The sequence below is a fragment of the Sphingomonas oleivorans genome (assembly GCF_003050615.1).
Taxonomy (GTDB): domain Bacteria; phylum Pseudomonadota; class Alphaproteobacteria; order Sphingomonadales; family Sphingomonadaceae; genus Sphingomonas_H; species Sphingomonas_H oleivorans.
In genome coordinates this window covers 298757-321857 of record NZ_NWBU01000004.1, presented here as the reverse complement: position 1 = coordinate 321857, position 23101 = coordinate 298757, and the positions used below count along the sequence as shown (strand labels likewise).

Genomic DNA, 23101 nt, shown 5'->3' with positions numbered 1-23101 from the left:
TCAAGCTGTGGCGAGGGGTTATGGCAATAGCAAGACAGTCGTCGTAGATGGCGGCCATGAGCTCCGCGCCCTTCGCCGCCATCATCCTTGCCGCCGGCAAGGGGACCCGCATGAAATCCGATCTCCACAAGGTGCTCCACCCGATCGCCGGGCGGCCGATGCTGGCGCATCTGATGGACAGTGTCGACCGGCTGGGGCCAGCGGCGAAGGTGGTGGTGACGGGGGCGGGGCGCGAGCAAGTAGAGGAGCTCGTTACCACCTATGAGGGGGTGACGGCCTATCAGGCGGAGCAGCTCGGGACGGCGCATGCGGTGCTCCAGGCACGGGAAAGCCTTGAGCGTTTTCAAGGGGATATCATCATCCTCTATGGCGATGTGCCGCTCGTCGGGACGGAGACGATGGCGCGCCTGATCGCGCGGCTGCACGCGCCCGACGAACCGGCCGTTTCGGTGCTGGGTTTCCGCCCGGCGGACGGGCTTGCCTATGGCCGGATCATCGCGCGGGACGGCGCGATCGAGAAGATGGTGGAATATAAGGATGCAAGCCCGGACGAGCGTTGCGAGACGCTGTGCAATTCCGGCCTGATGGCGGTGCGCGCGTCCGACCTCTGGACGCTTCTCGAACGGGTCGGCAACGACAATGCGGCGGGGGAATATTATCTGCCCGATATTGTGATGCTGGCCGCCGCCGACGGGCGCGGATCGGCGGTGATCGAGGCCGAGCCCTGGGAAGTGGCCGGCGTCAACAGCCGCGCCGAGCTGGCCGAGGTGGAGGCGCTGTGGCAGCAGCAGCGTCGCGCGCGCGCCATGGCGGAGGGCGCCACGCTGATCGCGCCCGAGACGGTCTGGTTCTCGCACGACACGGTGATCGGCCGGGACGTGACGATCGAGCCCAATGTCCGCTTCGGCCCTGGCGTCACGATCGGCGACAAGGTGATGATCCACGCCTTCAGCCATATCGAGGGGGCGACGGTGGCGGCCGGCGCCGATATCGGCCCCTATGCCCGGCTGCGCCCCGGCGCGGAGGTGGGCGAGGGCGCGCGCGTCGGCAATTTCGTCGAGATGAAGAAGGCGAAGCTGGGCAGGGGCGCCAAGGCAAATCATCTGACCTATCTGGGCGATGCCGAGGTGGGGCCGGGCGCCAATATCGGCGCGGGCACGATCACCTGCAATTATGACGGCTTCGGCAAATATCCGACGCGGATCGGCGAGGGCGCCTTCATCGGATCGAACAGCGCGCTGGTGGCGCCGGTGACGATCGGCGCGGGCGCGATCGTCGGCGCGGGATCGGTGGTGACGCGCGACGTTTCGGCCGATGCGCTGGCGGTCGCGCGGGGGATGCAGGAGGAGCGGCCCGGCTGGGCGACGCGCTTCCGCGAGAAGATGCGGGCGCGGAAGAAGCGGGATTCCTGAATTTATTTCGTCATCCCGGTGAAGGCCGGGATCCCTCCGCAGTTGCCGCAAGCGGAGAGTTTGGAGGGGGCCCAGCCTTCGCCGGGATGACGGTGGCGAATTGAAGTGGAACGGGACGTAGGGGCAATACTGGAATGTGCGGCATTATCGGGATTGTCGGCAGGGATGAGGTGAGCGGGCGCCTGCTCGACGGGCTGCGCCGGCTGGAATATCGCGGCTATGACTCGGCCGGCATCTGCACCATCCATGATGGCGGGTTCGACCGGCGGCGCGCCGAGGGCAAGCTTTCGAACCTCGCGGCGAAGCTCGCGCATGATCCGCTGCCGGGAATAAGCGGGATCGCGCATACGCGCTGGGCGACGCATGGCGCGCCGACCGAGGATAATGCCCACCCGCATATCGTCGGCGACGTCGTGCTCGTCCACAATGGGATCATCGAGAATTTCAAGCCGCTGCGCGACGAGCTGATCGCCGATGGACGCCGCTTCTTGAGCCAGACCGACACGGAGGTGGTGGGCCATCTCGTGGCGCGCGAGATTGAGCGCGGCCTCTCGCCGCAGGAGGCGGTCGCCGCCGTCCTGCCGCGGCTGCACGGTGCCTTCGCGCTGGCGCTGATGTTCCGCAACCATCCCGATCTGCTGATCGGCGCGCGGCTCGGCGCGCCGCTGACTGTCGGCTATGGCGAGGGCGAAAATTATCTGGGTTCCGACGCGCTTGCGCTCGCGCCGCTCACCCAGCGGATCGCCTATCTGGACGAAGGCGACTGGGTGGTCATCGGCCGCGAGCAGGTGGAGATTTTCGACCGCGACAACCGGCCGGTGGAACGCCCCGTCACCATTTCCGGCGTGACGGGCGCGCTGATCGACAAGGGCAATCATCGCCACTTCATGCAGAAGGAGATTTACGAGCAGCCGGTGGTCGTCGCCCAGACGCTGCAAAGCTATCTCCGCCCGCTGGATGGCAAGGTGGCGCTGCCCATCCCCGATTCGGATCTGGCGGACATCCGCCGCGTGACGATCGTCGCCTGCGGGACGAGCTTCTATGCCGGCATGGTCGCGCAATATTGGATCGAGCGCTTCGCGCGCGTTCCGGTCGAGATCGATGTCGCGTCCGAATATCGCTATCGCGATCCGGTGATGGAGGAGGGCGGGCTCGCGCTCTTCATCAGCCAGTCGGGCGAGACGGCGGACACACTGGCGGCGCTGCGCCATGCCAAGGCGGGCGGGCAGAAAGTGGCGGTGGTGGTGAACGTCCCCACCTCGTCCATGGCGCGCGAGGCGGACCTGCTGCTGCCGACGCATGCGGGGCCGGAGATCGGCGTCGCCTCCACCAAGGCCTTCACCTGCCAGCTTGCCGTGCTGGCTGCGCTGGCGGCCAATCTGGCGCGCGCCAAGGGGCGGCTTTCCGAGGAGGAGGAGCGGCGGATCGTCCGGCATTTGGCGGAGGCGCCGGCGGCGCTCAACGGTGCGCTCGCCTATGATGAGATGATCGAGAAGATGGCCCATATGATCGCGGGCGCGCGCGACGTTCTCTATCTCGGCCGGGGCCCGGATTATCCGCTGGCGCTGGAAGGCGCGCTGAAGCTCAAGGAGATCAGCTATATCCATGCCGAGGGCTATGCCGCGGGCGAGATGAAGCATGGGCCGATCGCGCTGATCGACGAGGCCGTGCCCGTGATCGTGCTGGCGCCATCGGGGCCTTTGTTCGAGAAGACCGTCTCCAATATGCAGGAGGTGCAGGCGCGGGGCGGCAGGGTGGTGCTGATTTCCGACTATGACGGGATAGCGCAAGCAGGCGACAACTGCCTGGCGACGATCACCATGCCCAAGGTGCATCCGCTGATCGCACCGCTCGTCTATGCGATCCCGGTGCAGCTGCTCGCTTATCATGTGGCGGTGGTGAAGGGCACGGACGTGGATCAGCCGCGCAATCTGGCGAAGAGCGTGACGGTGGAGTGAGCCTTATGGTCATAGCCCATGGGGCTATGCTGTCATTATTCTGTAAATCTATGGCAGCGCAAATGCCATTGCTTCGCCCGATCTTTGCAATGGGACGCCTCTAACAGGCACCCCCGAGCGGCAGTCATGCCGTCAAAGCGGGGGATCCATGAATAAATTCGTTGGCTTGCGCCTGTGCGCGAGCGTTTTCGCACTTGTCTGTGCAGCGAGCGCCTCGGCCCAGATGGCGGACAATGGCACGTCCGGCGAGGAAGCGGCGGCTTCGGGCGAGACCGAAATCGTGGTCACCGGCCGCGCCGGCGCCGGAGACCGGACCAAGGCCGACACGAGCTACGCCATCACGACCATGTCGGAAGAATTTCTGCGCAGCCGCGCGCCGACCAGCGTCACCGAGGCGCTGAAGTCGGTTCCCGGCTTCTGGGTGGAGGCATCCGGCGGCGAAGGCAGCGGCAATATCCGCGCGCGCGGCATTCCGGTCGACGGCTTCGGCTCGGTCAACCTGCTGGAAAATGGGCTTCCGGTGCAGCATGATCCGGCGCTGGGCTATCTCAATGTCGACCAGACCTTCCGCATCGATGAGACGATCGATCGCGTCGAGGTGGTCCGTGGTGGCCCGTCCTCCATCTTCACGCCCAATGCGCCCGGCGGCGTGATCAACTTCATCACCCGCCGCGCCGGTGAAAGCATCGAAGGCATCGCCAAATATACGTTCGGACCGACCGCCAACCAGCATCGGGTGGACGGCTGGATCGGTGCGCCGATCGGCGACTGGAAGCTCGGCCTGGGCGGCTTCTACCGGGTCGAGGACGGCGTCCGCGATCCCGGCTTCAGGGGCAATAAGGGCGGCCAGTTCCGCGTCGATCTCGGCCGTGATTTTAGCGGCGGCAAGATCGACCTCTCCTATCGCCGGCTGGACGATCGCACGATCCTCTACACCGGCCTTCCGCTCACCCGCGACGCGGACGGCGAGATCGTCGGCGTGCCCGGCATCGACGTGATGCATGATACGCTGGCGAGCCCCGCGACCGCGCAGCTCGCGCTGCGCAACGGCACCGGCGGCATCGTCAATTTCGACAATAGGGACGGCACGCGCGTGAAGCTCGACCAGTTTTCGGCGAGCGCGGAATATGAGCTGGCCGAGGGTTGGCTTCTCCAGAACAAGGCGCGCTATCGCGAGTCCCAGACCGTCCGCAACGGCGTCTATCCGGCCGCGCTGACGCGCGCGACGGACTATGTCTCGGCCCGGCGGTCCACGCTGCTGACGGCCTATCCCGGCGCGACCCAGGTCCAGCTGCGTTATGCGAGCGACGGCCGCGCGTTCGATCTCGCTGGGCAGAATGGCAATGGCCTGATCGTCGAGAACAGCGTCCGCCCCGTTAGCATCGATGAGCGCGAGCTGCTGAACGATCTGCGCCTGTCGCACAGCTTCGAGATTGGCGGCATGAAGCATGATTTCGCCGTCGGTGGCTATTATGCCTATATCAAGGATAGCTTCCGCCGCTATTCCGCGACGGTGCTGGAAGATGTGTCGGGCAATGCGCAATTGCTCGATCTGGTCGCGCTCGACGCGAGCGGCCGCGTCGTCGGCAGCCAGACGCAGAATGGCGTCTCTCGCTACGGCTCGGAATTCGCCAACGGCACCGGCACGTCCGACACCTTCGCCGTCTATGCCTCGGACGAATGGCAGGTGACGGATCAGCTCCGCATCGATGGCGGCCTGCGCTATGAAAAGGTGAAGACGGAGGGGCGCTCCGAAGGCTCGCGCTCCGTCAATCTCGGCGATCCTTCGACGCTGGCCGACAATAATGTGCTCACCGGATCGGGCGTGACCAAGTCTTTCGATCGCAAGTTCGATCAGTTCGGCTGGACGATCGGCGCCAACTGGCAATTCAGCCCGCGGGCCGGCGTCTTCGCGCGCTACACCGCCGCCTTCCGCCTGCCCGGCGTCGGCAACTTCATCACCGATCCCACCGCGCGGCCGGTGACGCAGAAGGTCAAGCTTTCCGAAGCCGGCGTGAAATATTCCGGCCGCTGGCTGAGCCTCTATGCGACCGCATTCAACACCGATTATGACAGCTTCGCCATCTCGAACAACGTCTTCAACTCCGCGACCGGCGGCTATGAGGTGCGCACCGAATATGCGGACACGCGCGCTTATGGCGTCGAGCTGGAGGCGATCGTCCGGCCGGTGAGCTGGTTCGATCTGGCGCTGAACGGCACTGCGCAGAAGCCCGAGTTCCGCGATCTGCGCTTCACCCAGCTCGTCTCGGGCAAGCCGGTGGACGTGGATTATAGCGGCAACCGGCTGCTCCGCGTGCCTGAGGTCAGCTTCCGCGTGACGCCGGGCGTCAATCTGCTCGACAATCGCCTCCGCGCGCAGATGGACGTGGAATATTATGGCAAGCGCTTTGGTGATGCGGCCAATACGCAGAAGCTGCCCGCCTATACCGTGCTCAATGCGAGCCTGCGCTTCGCCGTCACGCCCGAGATCAGCCTGTTCGCCTATGGCGACAATCTCACCAACAAGCTCGGGCTGACCGAAGGCAATCCCCGCTCGGGCGAGCTCAGCAGCGGGCAGGCGGGCAACCAGCTCTTCATCGGTCGCCCCATCCTCGGCCGCAGCTTCCGCTTCGCCGCTTCCTATCGCTTCTGAGTGGAACCATGGTGATCGCGCCCCTGATCCTTGCCGCCGCCGTCGCGACCATCGCACCGGCTCCGGCCGACCTCGTGTTGACGGGACGGATCGGGGGCGCCGATCATCAAAGCTATCGCGAGGTGCCGTTCGATGTGCCGGACGGCGTCTCGCGCATCAGCGTGACTTTCGACTATGACAAGGCGAACCGTACGGTCATCGATCTGGGGCTGTTCGATCCGGTCCGTTTCCGCGGCTGGAGCGGCGGCTCGAAATCGCAGTTCACGGTTTCGGCGAGCGACGCCACGCCCGGCTATCTGCCCGGATATATCGTGCCGGGCCGCTGGCGCCTGCTTCTGGGCGTGCCCAATGCACGACGCGAGGCCGATGCCGGCTACACCGCGCGGATCAGCTTCGACCGCGTAGGAGCCCGTAACGGGAGCGAGGCGGCCGCCCACGCGCCGGTTCGCGCCGGGCCCGGCTGGTATCGCGGCGATCTCCATATGCATAGCGGCCATAGCGACGGCTTCTGCACCAGCCAGACGGGCAAGAAGATCGCCTGCCCGCTGTTCAAGACGGTGGAAGCGGCGGTCGCGGCGAAGCTCGATTTTGTGGCGGTCACCGACCATAACAGCGTCGCCCATTATAACGGGCTCCGGGAGGTGCAGCCCTATTTCGACCGGCTGCTGCTGATCCCCGGGATCGAGATCACCACCTTCCACGGCCATGCCAACATCTTCGGCCCGGCCGAGTTCGTCGATTTCCGCCTCGGCAGCGTGGCCGTGCCCGGCTTCTCTAGGCTCGCCGATGCCGTCGCGCGGGCCGGCGCGGTCCTGTCGATCAACCACCCTGCTTTGCCATCGGGCGAGGATTGCATGGGCTGCGGCTGGACGGTGCGCGATACCGACTATGAGCGCATCCAGACGATCGAGGCGGTCAACGGCCGGACCGTGGAAGGTCCAGGCTCGGGCCTTTCTTTCTGGTATGCCCGGCTGAACGAAGGCCATCATCTCGCCGGGATCGGCGGCAGCGACAATCATGATGCGACTGCGGGCAAGTCTCCGATCGGCACGCCGACCACCGTCGTCCATGCGCGCGAGCTCAGCCAGGCCGGCATCCTCGAGGGCCTGCGGGAAGGCCGCATCTTCATCGATGTCGAAGGATCGGGCGAGAGGCTGCTCGATCTTGGCGCCCGTCGGGGCAGCGCGAGCGCGGCCATGGGTGAGACGCTTGCCGGATCCGGTCCACTGACCCTCACCATCCATACGAAAGCACTTGCGGGGGCGAGGATCGAGTTCGTCGTCAACGGCAAGGCGGCGCCCGATCTCGGGCGCGCAATCGCTTCGAACGACGCGCGCCAGGATGTCGTGCTTTCCCGGCCGCCTCGCTGCGGATGGGTGACCGCCAATGCGCGGGGTGCCGATGGCCGGCTGCTCGTCATCGGCAATCCCATCTATCTGGGCCCGGCTTGCTAAGAGACTGACCGGGCGAAGGGGCTGGGCCGCCGTGACATCGCCTCAGCGATAGACGAGGCCGCCGTCGATCAGCGGCGCTTGGCCCGTCATATAATCGGAGTCGGGCCCGGCGAGATAGGATACGAGCCCGGCGACATCGTCGGGCGTCTCCGCGCGGCCGAGCGCGATGCCCTCGACATATTTGCTGTAGGTCGCGCCGAGCTGCGCGCCCGTAATCTCCGCCATGCGCCTGTCGATCTCGACCCACATGTCGGTGCCGACCACGCCGGGGCAATAGGCGTTGACGGTGATGCCATCGGCCGCAAGCTCCCTGGCGGCAGCCTGGGTCAGCGCGCGTACCGCGAACTTGGTCGCCGAATAGACGCCCAGCAGCGCGAAGCCGTCATGCCCGGCGATGGAGCAGGCATTGATGATCTTGCCCTTGCGCGCCAGCGCCTTGAATCGCGCCGCCGCAGCCTGGATACCCCACAGCACGCCTTCGACATTGATCCTGAGGATGCGGCCGACCTCCTCTGGCGTGGCGTCCAGTATCGGCTGGACCTGCGCGATGCCGGCATTGTTGACCATGATGTCGAAGCCGCCGAGCGTGCTTTCGGCATGATCGACCGCGGCATGGACCTGCGCCCGGTCGCCCACATCCGCGACGAAGGTTGCCGCCTTGCGTCCCAGCGCCTCGATCTCGCCGGCGACCACGCCGATCTTGTCGTCCCTGATATCGACCAGCGCGATATCCGCCCCGTCCCGCGCCAGGCGCAGGGCGATGCCGCGCCCGATGCCCTGGCCGGCCCCCGTTACCAGAGCGACCTTGCCCGCAATGCTCATTAGATATTCCCCTTATTATTCGCCACCCGACGGACGCGGGCGGCACATAGCGAGGGGCGGCAATGCGCCCCTCGTTCACGGCTATCTCAGAAAAAGCCCAGCGCCTTCGGGCTGTAGCTGACCAGCAGATTCTTGGTCTGCTGATAATGGTCGAGCATCATCCGGTGCGTCTCGCGGCCGATGCCCGACTGCTTGTAACCGCCGAAGGCGGCGTGCGCCGGATAGGCATGGTAGCAGTTGGTCCAGACGCGGCCGGCCTGGATGCCGCGGCCCATGCGGTAGGCGCGGGTGCCGTCGCGCGTCCAGACGCCCGCGCCCAGGCCGTAATGTGTGTCATTGGCGATCGACAGCGCCTCGGCATCGTCCTTGAAGGTCGTCACCGAGACGACCGGGCCGAAAATCTCCTCCTGGAAGATGCGCATCCGATTGTGGCCGCGCAGGATGGTGGGCTTGACGTAGAAGCCGTTTTCCAGCCCGTCGCCGAGCCGGTTGCGCTCGCCGCCGGTCAGCAACTCGGCGCCTTCCTTCCGGCCGATGTCGAAATAGGAAAGGATCTTTTCGAGCTGCTCGGAGGAGGCCTGCGCGCCGATCGCCGTGCGGGGGTCGAGCGGATCGCCCTGGCGGATCGCCTCCACGCGCGCGACCGCTTTCTCCATGAAGCGGTCATAGATGCTTTCATGGACGAGCGCGCGGCTCGGGCAGGTGCAGACCTCGCCCTGGTTGAGCGCGAACATGGCGAAGCCCTCGATCGCCTTGTCGAAATAATCGTCATCCTCGGCGGCCACGTCGGCGAAGAAGATGTTGGGGCTCTTGCCGCCCAGCTCCAGCGTCACGGGGATCAGATTGTCGCTGGCATATTGCATGATGAGCCGGCCGGTCGTCGTCTCGCCGGTGAAGGCGATCTTGGCGATGCGCGGCGAGGTGGCGAGCGGCTTTCCCGCCTCCAGCCCGAAGCCGTTGACGATGTTGAGCACGCCCGGCGGCAGCAGGTCGCCCACCAATTCCGCCCAGACGAGGATCGAGGCGGGTGTCTGCTCGGCGGGCTTGATGACGACGCAATTGCCTGCCGCCAGCGCGGGCGCCAGCTTCCAGCAGGCCATCAGCAGCGGGAAGTTCCACGGGATGATCTGCCCGACGACGCCCAGCGGCTCATGGAAATGATAGGCGACCGTGTCATGGTCGATTTCGGAGATGCCGCCTTCCTGCGCGCGGACGCAGCCGGCGAAATAGCGGAAATGATCGATGGCGAGCGGCAGGTCGGCGGCCGTCGTTTCGCGGATCGGCTTGCCATTGTCCCAGGTTTCGGCGGTTGCCAGCAGGTCGAGATTTTCCTCCATCCGGTCGGCGATGCGATGGAGGATCAGCGCGCGCTCGGCCGGGCTGGTGCGGCCCCAGCCGTCCTTTGCGGCATGGGCAGCGTCGATCGCGCGTTCCACATCGATTGTGCCTGATCGTGCGATCGAGGTGACGACCTGTCCGTTGATCGGGGAGGTGTCGTCGAAATAGCGGCCATCGGCGGGTTCCACCCATTGGCCGCCAATATAGTTGCCGTAGCGCGCCTTGAACGGGGCCTTGCGGGCGACGATCGGCTCGTGAACGGTCATATGTCTCTCCTAATATATGTCTGTTTTCAATGTCTTGTGTTGATGCGGGACGCGAGGCGCCTTGCCGTCATGCAGGCGTGGCTACTCGATCCGCGACATGGGCGAGGATGCGGTCGTTGACGCGGCTCGCCTTCTCCATCTGGACCATATGGCCCGCGCCCTCGATGATCTCCGCCGTGGCGCGGCCGTCGAGCGCCCGCGCGTGCGCGGCGGGAATGATGCGATCCTCCTCGCCCCAGATCAGGAGGATCGGCAGGTTGGCCGCGGCGATCTGGGGCGAGAGAATCCGTCGCTGCCGCTCGCTCTCCAGAAATGCCGCCATGATTGCCCGAAGCGCCTCCTCGACCCCGTCGATCCGCTTATATTTGAGCAGATCGTCCAGCATCTGCCGGCTCGCGAGCGCCGGATCGGCGAAAAGCTGCTCGACGACGGGCTTGAGCTCACGCCGCGACTGGGCGGCGACGAAGCCTTCGAGATAGTCGGCATTGATTTCCGGCCCGAGGCCGGCGGGTGCGATCAGCGTGAGCGAGGCCACCTTGTCGGGGGCCGCGAGCGCCGCCGCCATCGATACCGCGCTGCCCATGGAATGGCCGACGAGATGCGCGCGATCGATCCCGAGCTTCGCCATGAAGCCGAGCAGCACGCCTGCCAAGCCGTCCACCGAGGCGTTGCCGACCGTCTTGGTCGACTGGCCATGGCCCGGTAGGTCGAGCGCGTGGACGGTCGCCTTCTCCGCGATCGCGTCGATGTTGAACAGCCAATTGTCGAGGTCGCCGCCAAAGCCGTGGACGAGAATGACGGTCTCGCCGCCATCGCCGCGCCTGGCGTAGCGGATCGTGCCTGCGTCGGTTTCGACGAATTCGTAGCCTGGTCCCTTCGCCTCGCCTTCCTCCTCGTCGCCCGCGGGGGTGACATAGGCCGCGATGAAGGCGTCGATGTCGGTATCGCTCACATCCTCGTCGGCGATCACGCCGATGAGCGCCTTCACCGGATAGACTATGTCTTCCTCGCCGATCGCGCGGCGCAGCAGGCCGGCATCGCCCGCTTCCACCACGCCCGCTATCTTGTCCGTCTCGACCTCGACGATCTCGTCGCCGACCGCGATCCGATCACCGGCCTTCTTGAGCCATCCCGTCACCCGGCCTTCGGACATGGACAGGCCCCATTTGGGCATCACGATCGGCTTTATCCGCATATCCATCGTCATCATCTCCTTCAGGCGACCAGCTTCTCGCGCGCGGTGATCCGCGACACGGCGGTGGCGATCACGTCTGCGGTGGGGAGGTAGAGATCCTCGAGCACCGGCGAGAAGGGCACCGGCGTGTGCGGCGCGGTCACCATCTGCGGTGCTGCCTTCAGCGCGCCGAAGGCATGCTGGGCGACATAGGCCGCGACGTCGGTCGCGAGCGAGCAGCGCGGATGCGCCTCGTCGACCACGACCAGCCGGCCGGTCGTCTCCACGCTCTCGATCACCGTGTCCCAGTCGATCGGCGAGAGGGTGCGAAGATCGATCACCTCGGCCTCGATGCCCTGCTTCGCCAGCACGGCGGCCGCCTCGACGGCGCGGTGGACCATCAGCCCATAGGTGACGATCGTCACGTCCCGGCCGTCGCGCACGATATTGGCCTCGCCGAAGGGCAGGGCATAGGCTTCGGCCGGCACGTCCACCTCATGCCCGTAGAGATTCTTATGCTCGCAGAAGATGACGGGATCATTGTCGCGGATCGACTGGATGAGCAGGCCCTTGGCATCATAGGCGTTGGACGGGCAGACGACCTTCAGGCCCGGAATATGCGTGAAGAGCGGGGTCAGCATCTGCGAATGCTGCGCGGCCGCCCGGAAGCCCGCGCCGACCATCGCGCGGATCGTGACCGGCGTGCGCGCCTTGCCGCCGAACATATAGTTGAACTTCGCCGCCTGGTTCAGGATCTGATCGAAGCAGACACCCATGAAATCGAGGAACATGAGCTCGGCCACCGGGCGCATGCCGCAGCAGGCGGCGCCGATCGCCGCGCCGATATAGGCAGATTCGGACAGCGGCGTATCGAGCAGGCGACCGGGATATTTGGCGTGCAGCCCCTTCGTCACGCCGAGCACGCCGCCCCAGGCATCCTCCTCGCCCTTGCCGCCGGCGCCGCCGACAATATCCTCGCCGAGCAGGATGACGGTGGGGTCGCGGCGCATCTCCAGATCGAGCGCCTCGTTGATCGCCTGTTTGAAGCTGATCTTGCGGGCCATGGCTAATCCTTTCCTTGGGTCTTTTCGTTGGCCGGCGTCAGTAGGAGACGTAGACGTCGGCAGTGAGGTCGCGCGGGGCGGGGAGCGGCGCCGCCTTGGCCGCGGTGACGGACGCCTCGATCAGGAGGAGCAGCTCGCGGTCGATCGCCTCGATCTCCTCGGTTGAGACGATGCCGACCTCCAGCACGCGCTCGGCAAAAAGGTTCAGGCAGTCGCGATTGGCGCGGTTGAAGTCATTCTCGCCCTTGGCCTTGTAGGTCTGGGCGTCGCCCTCGAAATGGCCGAAGAAGCGGACCATCCTGCATTCGAGCAGCGCCGGGCCGCCGCCTTCGCGCGCGCGGCGGATCAGCTCGCCGGCCGCTTCATACACGGCGAAGAAGTCGGTGCCGTCGACCGCCATGGCGGGCAGGCCGAAGCCGGTGGCGCGATCGATGAAGGAGTCGATCGCGGTCGCGTAGTTGACCGAGGTCGCCTCGGCATAGCCGTTATTCTCGACCACGAAGAGCACGGGCAGCTTCCAGATCGCGGCGAGGTTCATGCTTTCGAGCACCGTCCCCTGGTTCGACGCCCCGTCGCCGAAGAAGGTGACGCCGACGCCGCCATCGCCCCGGAACTTGGCGGCGAGCCCCGCGCCGCAGATGAGCGGCGCGCCTGCGCCGAGTATGCCGTTCGCGCCCATCATGCCCTTGGAGAGGTCCGCGATATGCATCGAGCCGCCCTTGCCGCGGCAGGCACCGGTGGCCTTGCCATATATCTCCGCCATCATCTCATGCACGTCGACACCCTTGGCGATGCAATGGCCATGGCCGCGATGGGTGGAGGCGATGCGGTCGATATCGGTGAGGTGCATCATGACGCCGGCAGCGCAGGCTTCCTCGCCGGCATAGAGATGGACGAAACCGGGAATGTCGCCGCGCGCGAACTCGATATGCAGCCGCTCCTCGAACTCGCGGATCGTGCGCATGGTCCGATAGGCCTTCAGCAGATCCGGCTTCTCGAGCGGGAAGGGATTGTTCGACATCGTTTCTCCTCCATTATCTTTCTTGGGTTCGGTCCAATGGGGGCAGGGCATGGAGCGTCGCCGGCGGCGCCCATGGCGCGGGCGGAAACGGAACGGGCGATGATGCCGACGCTGGGCATCGAACCTGGCTCTCCATCGCATTTTCTGTTTTACGGAAAGGGTCAGCAAGGGCCGTGCCAGGTCGAGCGCAGCTCCAAAAAGCCCGCAAATACGTTATCGGGGAGCTGTTTCAGGGAAGCGGCGGCGCGCCGTCATGCACCAGCTGTTGCACGGCAGGTGCAACAGCTGTGGCGCCACATTGCGCGATCAGCCGCGCCGATTGGGCGGAACGATGCCGAGGCGGCGCATCCGCCGGTGCACGGTCGATCGATCGACCTGCCATTCGCGCGCGATCGCCGAGACATTCCAGCGATGCGCGCGCAATGCATCCACCAGTTCCTCCGCCTCGCATCCGGAGGCGGTGGATGCGGCGACGCGCCGATCGTCGGCACCGAGGCGCCCGACGATCATATCCGGCAGATCGGAGGGCGTGATCGTCGCGCCGTTCGACAGCGCACAGGCATAGTCGATGGCGTTGACGAGTTCGCGGATATTGCCCGGCCAGTCATGACCGAGCAGCGCTTGCATGGCGGCGCTGCTCAGCCGGGGCGGCTTCCTGTCCGGACAGCGCGCCGCCAGCAGCCGGTCGATCAGCCATTCGAGATCTGCGCGCCGCCGCAGCGCAGGCAGGCGCAGCACCGCGCCGTTCAGCCGATAATAGAGATCGTCGCGGAACCGGCCGGCACGGACCTGCTCGGCAAGATCGCGATGCGTGGCGGCGATGACGCGGATGTTGACGGGCACGGGCCGGGTGCGTCCGACCGGCGTCACCTCGCGCTCCGCCAGCACGCGGAGCAGCCGGGTCTGCGCGGCGAGCGGCATGTCGCCAATCTCGTCGAGGAACAGCGTGCCGCCGTCCGCTTCCAGCACCAGCCCCTTCTTGCCGCGTCCTGCCGCGCCCGTGAACGCGCCCGCTTCATAGCCGAACAGCTCGCTCTCGATCAGCGTCTCGGGCAGCGCCGCGCAGTTCACGGGCACGAAGGCCTTGCTGGCACGCGCGCTCGCGGCGTGGATCGCCTTGGCGAGATGTTCCTTGCCGGTGCCCGTCTCGCCCTGGACCAGGATGCTCATCTGTGTGTCGACCAGGCGCGCGGCGCGCGCGGCGAGCTGGGCCATCGCCGCATCCTCGCCGAAGAGCGCGCGCAGGGGCTCGGGAAGCGGGGGCCGGGGCATGTCCATGCGCGGTGAGGAGAGGGGCTTGGCCGGTGGGGGCAGCGCCTGCGCGAACAGCATCTCGCCGCTGCCGCGGAGCCGGGCGGTGCGCTGATATGTCGGGATCGAATGGATGAAGGATGGCAGGTCGTCGATGCCACAATCGAAATATTCGTCGAGCTTCCGTCCGATCGGGCCGCGTGTCTCGCCGCCGTCGCGATCCTCCAGAAGCTTGCCGGCACGGCGGTTGAAGCCCGCGATCCGACCGCCGTCATCCACCGCCAGCAGGAAATCCGGATCGACATCGGCGAATTCCTGCGAGCTGGACAGCTTGATGATCCAGTCATGGCGGAAATCGTTGAGGAGGCTGGCATTCTCGATCTTCCGCGCGCAGCTTTCGACGAGCTGGAGCGCGAGATGCTGGCTCTCCTTCGGCGACGGCGACTTCAGCGCCGAGATATCGAGCACGGCCGCGAGCCTGCCGGTGCCGTCATAGACGGGTGCTGCGGTGCAGGTGAGCGGGATATGGGTCGCGTCGAAATGGTCCGAGCGGTGGACGGTGAGCGCCTCGCCGGTCGCGATGCAGGTGCCGACCGCGCAGGTGCCCATCTGCTGCTCGGCCCAATCCGCGCCCAGATAGAGGCCGGTGCGGCGGAGATCCTCGGTGGCGGCCTCGTCGCCGATGAAGTCGACCGTGACGCCCTTGCTGTCGGTCAGCAGCAGGACATAGCCGAGGCCGGATACCTGACGATAGAGCGTTTCCAGGCCGAACCGGGCGGTATGGAGGAACGCGTCCATCACGTCGCGATGCTCGCGCAGCCGCGTGCTGGTCAGGATATGGGGGCTGCGCAATATCTCGGGATCGAGCTTGTGCCGATCGACGCACCGCCGCCAGGATGCGCTGATGAGGGGCGCGCGCGTCGTCGGCTTGCCCGCCGCGACGCTGCACAGCTCCTCGATATGCGCGGCTTGTTCAGCTCTCACGCTTCATCTCCTGAACATTCTGTTTTTGGGGGCAGTATCCCTCCGGCGTGATAGGCTGACAAGCCTCGTCGGCTGGCCTCAAAAGAGGCTTCATCCTGGCCCCGCTTCCCACGCTGTCGGCGCGGCCAGGCTCGGCGGATCGGCCGGCGATGCTTTGTAGGCGCGCAATCATGGCATCGCGCGGCCCCTATACTGACATGGAGCCGGATAGGGGTCGCGCGACATGCGCCCGGCCCCCAGCCGGGGCAGGGATCAGTTGAGGCCGAGCGCCTTCTTTATGTCGTCCCAAGCGGTGAGCTTGAAATTCTGCGCCTTGGGCGGGTTCATCCCATCCTGCGTGACGAACAGGCCGCCGGGATAGTTGGGCCCGAAATCGCCGGGGACGAGGTCGATCCCGTCGGTTTCCTCGACGCTGCCGACCGCTCCGGCCGCGATGCGGAAACGGCCGACATAGCCGTCATCCTCAAGCCGGTAGACCGCATAGGCATTGTCGCCCTGGCTCGACACGAGGAGATAGCCGCCTTTCTCTCCCTGCGCCGCGAGCGCCAGCCCCTCGGCGTCGGCGACGAGCTTGTAGCCATCGGCCGCGGCGATGCGGATCGGCTGGACGGAGCCGTCCGGCGCGGCATTGAAGCGCCAGAGCCCGACATCCTCCTCGGCGACATAGAGGCGGCCTGTGCGCTCGTCGACGACGCAGCCTTCGGATTGTGTACCGAGCTTCATCGTCCGGACGATGCGGCCCGCCGGCTGCGCGCCGGCCAGATCGAGTTCGACCTGATTGATCGTCCCATCCTTCAGCACCATGAAGGCATGGAGCGACTGGGCCGTGCGGTAGAGGCAGACGCCATAGGCCTCGCCCTTGCCCGACGGGACCTTGCCCAGCGGGTGGAGCTGCGCCGTCGCCGGATCGAGCCTGAACAGCGCAAGCTGCGAATTTGCGAGGTCGTTGCGATCGCTCGCGCCGACGAGGATGCCGGGCGCGCCGCCGATCGGCACATCGGCGCGCAGATCGACATTGTTGACTGCGCCCGCATCGAAGAAGAAGCGGTCGGACCCGTCGAGCCCATAGACGTGCAGCCCCGCTTTCTTGTCGGTGCCGACGATCAGGCTCGCGGCAGGATCGGCCGGATTGCGCCAGATGGCGGGATCGTCCGCGGCGTCGACATTCGCGGTCGCGACCGCCGCGGTCTCGCCGCGCGCCTGCACCGAGACGGCGGGCGCGGCGCGCGCGATCCGCATCTCCATCGTCGGCTCAGGCGCGGCGCAGGCGGCCACCGTCATGAGGATGAAGGAGGACGCAACAAAATTGAAACGTGTGTTACCTGCTTTCGTCACAATGCTTTCCTAATTGACCCATTTATCAGCGTTAATATCGGGTTCAGATATTGCGTCAACTCGCAAAAAGCTCCGCGATAAAAGGGGGAAATAGTGAAGAAGAAAAATCTATTTCTAATCGGGGCTGCTATCGCTCCTTTTATTTTTTCATCTCCATCTATTGCGCAGACGGCCACTGTTCCTGAGGAAAGCGAGCAGGTTCGTGCAAATGAAATCATCGTTACGGCTGCGATCGCGTTCCGCAACCGCACCGAGGACACCAATCCTGTTCTTTCCTACGATCTTGAATATTTCCAGCGCTTCGAGCCTGTGTCGGTCGGCGAGATGCTGAAGCGCGTGCCGGGCGTCACCTTCACCTCGGACGTGCTCGAATATGACGGCGCCCAGATGCGCGGCCTGCCGCCGGGCTTCACCCAGGTGCTGATCAACGGCCGCCGCGCGCCGGGCGCGGGCGCCGACCGCAGCTTCTTCGTCGACCGCATCCCCGCCGAGTTGGTCGAGCGGATCGAGATCGTCCGCGCGCCGCGCGCCGACCAGCCGAGCGAGGGCATTGCGGGCACGCTCAACATCATCACCAAGGAAGCGGCCAGCTTCGAGGGCGGCTTCGCCAAGGCCGGCACGCTGATCAACGAGGATGGCGGCGTTCGCCCCTCGGGCGCGATCGCCTATGCCGACACGCTGGGTGACACCAGCTTCTGGGCTGCGCTCAATTATCAGGAGCGTCGCAACCCCAAGAAGAAGATTTCCGAGCGTTTCGATGGCGATCTGTTCTTCGACAATCGCGAGCTTCAGGACGATACGCGCGATGGCAGCGACCTGTCGGCCAATGCCGAGATCACGACGCGGATCGGCGAGGGCCGGCTGCGCGTCGGCGGCCTCGTCGTCGATACCGACCGCGACGAGGACGAGACCTCGATCGAATATGTGCTGCGCGACGGCCTCGATGCCGAGGAACTGGGCGAGCGCTTCATTCCCAAACAGTCCGATCTCGTGATCGACGGCGCCGAGGTGCAGCGCGAGCGCATCAGCCAGCAGACCTATGCGATCACCGCCGATCTGGAGCTGCCCGTCGGCCCGGGCGAATTCGGCCTCAGGAGCGCGTGGAACGGCTTTCGCGACGACACGCTGACCGAGGTCGACCAGGGCGACACGCTCGACGAACTCGAGCTTGACGAGCGGCTGTTCCAGGACATCAAGGACGACGAATATCAGGCGACTGCCTTTTACAGCTTCAAGGCCGGCAGCCTTTCGGCGAAGCTCGGCCTCGATTATCTGAACAAGGAGCGCAATGGCTCGCTGCTCGAGGATGGCAGCCAGGACGAGCCGGTGGCGGGCGCGCTCTTCACCATCAAGGAAAAGCGCTACGATCCCTATGCGCGGCTGACCTTCGAGCCCTCGTCCAGCATCACGATCGATGCGGGCCTGCGCTACGAGATTACGCGCCGCAAGGTTGCCAGCAATCCGGAGGAGGAAGTGGGCCTGACCGACCGCGCCTCTTATAACGCGGAATCGCTCAATCCTTCGTTTCACTTCCGCTTCACGCCGACCGGCAACGATCAGTTCCGCGCCTCGCTCGCGCGGACGGTACGCCGGCCCAATTATGACTATATCGCGCCTTTCCGGCAGTTCGAGGAACCGGCGGATGAGAATGTCCTCGTCGGCAATCCCGACCTCAAGAATGAGCGCGCCTGGGGCGTCGATATCGGCTATGAGCGCAGGCTTGCGGGCAAGGGCATTGTCGGCGTCAATTTCTTCTACCGCGACATTTCGGACCTGATCGAGGTCAATGCGACGGGCGAGGAGATTGACGGCTTCCGCGAGGTGACGCCGCGCAATGTCGGCGACGGCAAGACCTGGGGCGTCGAGTTCGACTTTTCCACGCCGCTCGCCTTTCTCGGCGCGCCCGATACCGGCATCTTTGCCAACTACACCTATCTCGACAGCGAGACGACCGATCCTTTCACGGGCGAGAAGCGCCGTTTCAACAACCAGCCGCATCATATCTACAATGCCGGCTTCATCCAGACGGTGCGTGCGGTCGATGCGAGCTTCGGCGCCTCGATCTCGGGCCGCAGCAAGGCCAGGGAATCCAATTTCGACGAGACGGTGGATCTGACCTATGGCGCGGATCTCGAAGCCTTTGTCGAAAAGCGTTTCGGCAGGAATTTCGTGCTGCGCTTCTCCGCGCAGAACCTGCTGAACCGCGCCAAGCGCGAGACGTTCGACAAATTCGATGGGGACTCGTTCGACGAAATAGTGGCGAACCGCGCCGCCGGCGAGCTCGACGAGCATGAGCTGGAGCGCGAGCGCGCGGGCCGGCTGTTCCAGGTGACGCTGCGCGCGGCTTTCTGAGCCATTGTCCGGGCCGGGTGAGATCACCCGGCCCGGATGATATGTGCGATTCCGTAATCGGCCGGTCAGCTATGGAAGCGGGGCGCTCCTTGATCCGGCAGAGGCGGATGCACTTTGGGGCGCGGCACGGCGCTTGCCCGATTTCTTCCGCCGGCGCTTGCCGAGCCAGGACTTGATGCCCGTAATGTAGAGTGTCGGCAGCGCGAGGCCCGCGAGCATCACCAGCAGCCGCCCGGCAAGATGCGCGACCTCGCCATTGTGGATGGAATAAGCGGCGTCCAGGATGCGATTGCTGAGCGGCGCCTTCAGCGGATCATAGATATTGAGCGTGCGGCCGGTGCGCGCATCGATGACGATGGTCGTAACGCCCGACCATGCGCGCGTCTCGCCCGGTTGGCGCAGGCGGATCCGATAGGCGGGCGCCTCGGCCGTGGGCAGGGTCAGGCGGACGAAGCGGCCGTCCGGAAAGAGCGCGTGGGCGCGGTCGAGCGCGGCCTGAGCGCTCTCGGTCGGCCGGAAATCGGCCGGGGCGGGGGCGATCTTATAGGGCAGGTGATGCGGCACAAGCTTTGCCAGCGCGGGACGCAGCTCGTTCGCGAAGACCATATAGATGCCGCATGGCGCGATGACGAGCAGCGCGAAGCCGGTGAGCAGCCCCACCGCCCTGTGCCAGCCATAAAGCTTCTGCGGCGGCGATCGCCAGCGGCTGACCGAGAAGGCCGCCTTCCATTGCCGGCGCTTCGGCCAGGCGACGTACAGGCCGGTCGCGGCAGCCGTCATCAGCAATAGGCCGGAGATGCCGATCAGCGTCTCGCCGAACGCTCCGCCGAGCAGCGTTTCGTGAAGCAGATAGACCCATTGCATGGCCGATCCCGCGGCCGGCAGCGCCGGTTCGCGATCATGCGCCGCCAGAATGCGTGCCGTGGCCGCATCGACGAGTTGGGCGCGCTTATGACCTTCCGCATCCCTGTACCAGGCCGACAGCAGGTCGCCGCGCCCGTCCGTCACGCTCACCGTGTCGATCGGGGCATTCGCCGCTTTGGCCGCGCGGGCGATAACGGTATCGAGCGAAGCCTGCGGCCCCGCGCTCGTCGCCGGGCCCGCCAGCCGCTCAATTTCCTGATGGAATACCAGCAGCGCGCCACTGAGCCCTTGAACCGCCCAGAGCAGGCCGATCGTCAGGCCGAACCACAGATGCAGGGTGACGAGTTTCTTGCGCATGTCAGAGATCGATTTCCGTCCCGTATTTTTCCCTGTTGACAGAGCGGCATCGAGCCGATCCCGCCTGCCATGTTCCGAACGGGCGGAGGCCCGTGCGGGGCCTGGGATTCAGCCCACCGGTTTGCTCGATCGCATCCTATGCCCCCGGAAGAAATGATTAGTGCGACCAATTCTCATTCGCAATCGCAAAAAGGGCGGGAGATCAACATTGTCGAATGGTCGAACAGGGTGCACACGAAATAATATGTCGCCAGATCGCTACGGGACGCCCGATTCATCGCCGCGTCTGACGATGATCCGGTTCAATCTGGCGGCGGACGCCTTTGTGAAGCCTTGATTCGGTCTTGACCTTCGAAGCTGCTCAGGAGAAAACGTTTTCTTAATAATTGCGGATGCGGGCCGCCGGAGGGGATTGATGCAAGCACGGAATCTATTGGGCGTCAGCGTTGCGACCGCAGCGCTCGCAGGGCTGCTGTTCGGTTTCGACACGGCGGTAGTAGCGGGCGTGACGGGCGATCTCGTCCGCGTCTTCGATCTGACGCCGGCCTCGCTTGGCCTGACCGTATCCTCGGCGCTGTGGGGCACGCTGCTCGGCGCGCTGCTGATCGGATCGCCCGGCGACCGTTTCGGCAGCCGCAACGCGCTGCGCGTGCTGGCGCTGTTCTATATCGTCTCGGGCGTGGGCTCGGCGATCGCCTGGGACTGGGGATCGCTGATCTTCTTCCGCTTCATCGGCGGGATCGCGATCGGTGGCTCCTCCGTGCTGGCGCCCGTCTATATTTCCGAAATCGCCCCACCCGCGCGGCGCGGTGCGCTCGTCGGCATGTTCCAGTTCAATGTCGTGCTGGGCATCCTCGTCGCCTATCTCAGCAATGGCGTGATCGGCGCGCTGCTCGACGGCAGCGAAGTGTGGCGCTGGAAGCTTGGCGCGGCGGCAGCGCCAGCGGTGGTGCTGCTCGTCCTTCTCTATCGCATCCCCAACAGCCCGCGCTGGCTCGCGGCAAAGCAGCGCGGCGCGGAGGCGGCCGAGGTGCTCGCCAATATCGGCATCGCCGATCCGCGTGGCGAGCTGAAGCAGATCGAGCGTTCGCTGGCCGAGGAGCGTTCCCATGCCGGCGTGAAGCTTTCCTGGGCGCGGCATGGCAAGCCGATCCTGCTCGCCTTCGGCCTGGCGAGCTTCAACCAGCTCGCCGGCATCAACGCGATCCTTTATTATCTGAACGATATTTTCGCGGCCGCCGGCTATGGCGCGGTTTCGGCCGACCGGCAGGCCGTGGCGATCGGCGTCGCCAACCTGCTGTTCACGGCGCTGGGCATGATGCTGATCGACCGTGTCGGCCGCAAGACGCTGCTGCTGGTCGGTGCGGCGGGCATGACGGCCTGTCTCTCGGTGGTCGCGGTGGTGCTCTTCGGCCATCTGCCCGAGGCGCTCTTGCTGTGGATGCTGATCGGCTTCATCGCCTTCTTCGCGGTGAGCCAGGGCGCGGTGATCTGGGTCTATCTGAGCGAGATCTTCCCGACGAGCGTGCGTGCGCGCGGCGCGGCGCTGGGCAGCACCACCCATTGGCTGTGGAACGCGCTGATCTCGGGCGTCTTCCCGGCGGTGGCAGCGGTGTCGCGCGGCGCGCCCTTCCTGTTCTTCGCCGGGATGATGGCGCTGCAGTTCGTCCTCGTGCTGATCTTCTTCCCCGAGACGCGCGGCGTGGCGCTGGAGGAGATGGAGGAGCGGCTGGGTGGATCGCGCGACACGGCCGGAGCCGGCGGCGCCCCCGCCGGCACGACCGCCACCGTTTCGGCCTGATCGAGGGGATATCCGCATGTTTCTGATCTGCGGCGAGGCGCTGTTCGACGTATTCGAGGAAGGGGACCAAGCTTCGTCCGGCGCGCGGCCGCGCGCCGTCGCGGGCGGATCGCCGTTCAACGTGGCGATCGGCCTCGCGCGGCTGGGCGTGCCCGTGTCGCTCGCCACCTCGCTTTCCGGCGACGATTATGGCTGCGCGCTCCAGGATGCGCTGGCGCGCGAGAATGTCGATGTCCGCTTCGCCTCGCGCTCGACGGGGCCGACGCCCTGCGCGCTGGTCAGCCTCGACGAGCAGGGCATCGCCAGCTACCGTTTCCGGGGGCTGGACGAGGCGAATTTCCATCCCGATGTCGACGAGGTCGCCGCCGCGATCGATTCGATCACGGCCGTCCATGTCGGCTCCTTCCCGCTCGTGACCCAGCCTTCGGCGGATCGGCTGCTGGCGCTGCTCGAGCGGGTGGGGGAGCATTGCCTCGTCACGCTCGATCCGAACGTCCGCCTCGCGGTCGAGCCCGATACGGCGCGCTGGCGGGAGCAGATCGAGCGCTTCGCACGCTATGCGCATGTGGTGAAGGCGAGCCTCGAGGATATCGACCTGCTCTATCCCGGCGCGGATCCGATCGAGACCGCGCGGCGCTGGCTTTCCGACCGCTGCCGGCTGGTGGTGGTGACGCGCGGCGGCGACGGGGCGCTGCTTCTTTCGCAGGCGCATGGCGCGGTCGAGATATCGGCAGCGCCCATCAGCGTGGTCGATACGGTCGGCGCCGGCGATACCTTCCAGGCGGCGATGCTTGCCTATCTGCATGCCAATGGCGCGGCCTCCCCGACGGGGCTCGCGGGGCTTGGCGGCGGAGAGCTGGAACGGCTCGCCGCTTATGCGATACGCGCCGCCGGCGTGACCTGCTCCCGCCGCGGCCCCGATCTGCCCTATCGGAACGAGATCGACATGGAGCTGCTGTCGGCCTGACCGGCATTCTCCGGCAGGATGGCGCCGG

At 65.8% G+C, this 23101-nt stretch carries 15 protein-coding genes; 7 read left to right on the top strand and 8 right to left on the bottom strand.

Translation table 11 applies throughout. The features are described from left to right. Positions 1 to 56: 56 nt before the first annotated feature. The 4 genes from glmU to CLG96_RS01585 all read left to right on the top strand — a co-directional run bounded on the left by glmU (position 57) and on the right by CLG96_RS01585 (position 7477). Positions 57 to 1412 carry a bifunctional UDP-N-acetylglucosamine diphosphorylase/glucosamine-1-phosphate N-acetyltransferase GlmU gene (gene glmU / locus CLG96_RS01600; RefSeq protein ID WP_107966775.1) on the top strand — a complete coding sequence of 452 codons (1356 nt, stop codon included), beginning with the start codon at positions 57 to 59 and terminating at the stop codon, positions 1410 to 1412. Positions 1413 to 1546: 134 nt separating this feature from the next. Next, on the top strand, positions 1547 to 3370 hold the full coding sequence (gene glmS / locus CLG96_RS01595) for a glutamine--fructose-6-phosphate transaminase (isomerizing) (protein WP_107966103.1): 1824 nt from the start codon (positions 1547 to 1549) through the stop codon (positions 3368 to 3370). A 148-nt stretch (positions 3371 to 3518) separates the two neighbouring features. After that, a complete protein-coding gene (locus CLG96_RS01590) occupies positions 3519 to 6023 on the top strand; it encodes a TonB-dependent receptor (RefSeq protein WP_107966102.1) in 2505 nt (834 codons plus the stop codon). An 8-nt stretch (positions 6024 to 6031) separates the two neighbouring features. Further along, positions 6032 to 7477 (top strand): CehA/McbA family metallohydrolase, encoded by a 1446-nt coding sequence (locus CLG96_RS01585; RefSeq protein WP_107966101.1) that lies wholly within the window; start codon positions 6032 to 6034, stop codon positions 7475 to 7477. Positions 7478 to 7519: 42 nt separating this feature from the next. On the opposite strand, the gene CLG96_RS01580 is transcribed toward CLG96_RS01585, so the two are convergent. From CLG96_RS01580 to CLG96_RS01545, 7 genes are all read right to left on the bottom strand, one after another. After that, positions 7520 to 8299, bottom strand: a complete 780-nt coding sequence (locus CLG96_RS01580; protein ID WP_107966100.1) for an acetoin reductase — start codon at positions 8297 to 8299, stop codon at positions 7520 to 7522. 86 nt (positions 8300 to 8385) lie between these two features. Next, positions 8386 to 9903 (bottom strand): aldehyde dehydrogenase, encoded by a 1518-nt coding sequence (gene adh / locus CLG96_RS01575; protein ID WP_107966099.1) that lies wholly within the window; start codon positions 9901 to 9903, stop codon positions 8386 to 8388. 67 nt (positions 9904 to 9970) lie between these two features. Then, positions 9971 to 11104, bottom strand: a complete 1134-nt coding sequence (locus CLG96_RS01570; protein ID WP_107966774.1) for an acetoin dehydrogenase dihydrolipoyllysine-residue acetyltransferase subunit — start codon at positions 11102 to 11104, stop codon at positions 9971 to 9973. Positions 11105 to 11118: 14 nt separating this feature from the next. After that, a complete protein-coding gene (locus CLG96_RS01565; protein ID WP_107966098.1) occupies positions 11119 to 12141 on the bottom strand; it encodes an alpha-ketoacid dehydrogenase subunit beta in 1023 nt (340 codons plus the stop codon). A 37-nt stretch (positions 12142 to 12178) separates the two neighbouring features. Continuing rightward, entirely contained in the window at positions 12179 to 13162 is a 984-nt protein-coding gene (locus CLG96_RS01560; protein ID WP_107966097.1) for a thiamine pyrophosphate-dependent dehydrogenase E1 component subunit alpha, read from the bottom strand. A 306-nt stretch (positions 13163 to 13468) separates the two neighbouring features. Then, a complete protein-coding gene (locus CLG96_RS01555; protein WP_107966096.1) occupies positions 13469 to 15397 on the bottom strand; it encodes a sigma-54-dependent Fis family transcriptional regulator in 1929 nt (642 codons plus the stop codon). 252 nt (positions 15398 to 15649) lie between these two features. Continuing rightward, a complete protein-coding gene (locus CLG96_RS01545; protein ID WP_107966094.1) occupies positions 15650 to 16678 on the bottom strand; it encodes a phytase in 1029 nt (342 codons plus the stop codon). Positions 16679 to 16825: 147 nt separating this feature from the next. Here CLG96_RS01545 and CLG96_RS01540 point away from each other — a divergent pair, with 147 nt between their 5' ends. Next, on the top strand, positions 16826 to 19084 hold the full coding sequence (locus CLG96_RS01540; RefSeq protein WP_107966093.1) for a TonB-dependent receptor plug domain-containing protein: 2259 nt from the start codon (positions 16826 to 16828) through the stop codon (positions 19082 to 19084). Positions 19085 to 19153: 69 nt separating this feature from the next. Here the strand turns inward: CLG96_RS01540 and CLG96_RS01535 are convergent, their stop codons facing one another. Continuing rightward, entirely contained in the window at positions 19154 to 20305 is a 1152-nt protein-coding gene (locus CLG96_RS01535; protein WP_107966092.1) for a PepSY-associated TM helix domain-containing protein, read from the bottom strand. 415 nt (positions 20306 to 20720) lie between these two features. Between CLG96_RS01535 and CLG96_RS01530 the strand changes: the two genes are divergently transcribed. Both CLG96_RS01530 and CLG96_RS01525 read left to right on the top strand, forming a co-directional pair. Further along, complete coding sequence (locus CLG96_RS01530; protein WP_107966091.1) at positions 20721 to 22106, top strand: sugar porter family MFS transporter; 1386 nt, start codon at positions 20721 to 20723, stop codon at positions 22104 to 22106. Positions 22107 to 22122: 16 nt separating this feature from the next. After that, positions 22123 to 23073, top strand: a complete 951-nt coding sequence (locus CLG96_RS01525) for a carbohydrate kinase family protein (protein WP_107966090.1) — start codon at positions 22123 to 22125, stop codon at positions 23071 to 23073. Positions 23074 to 23101 lie beyond the last annotated feature (28 nt).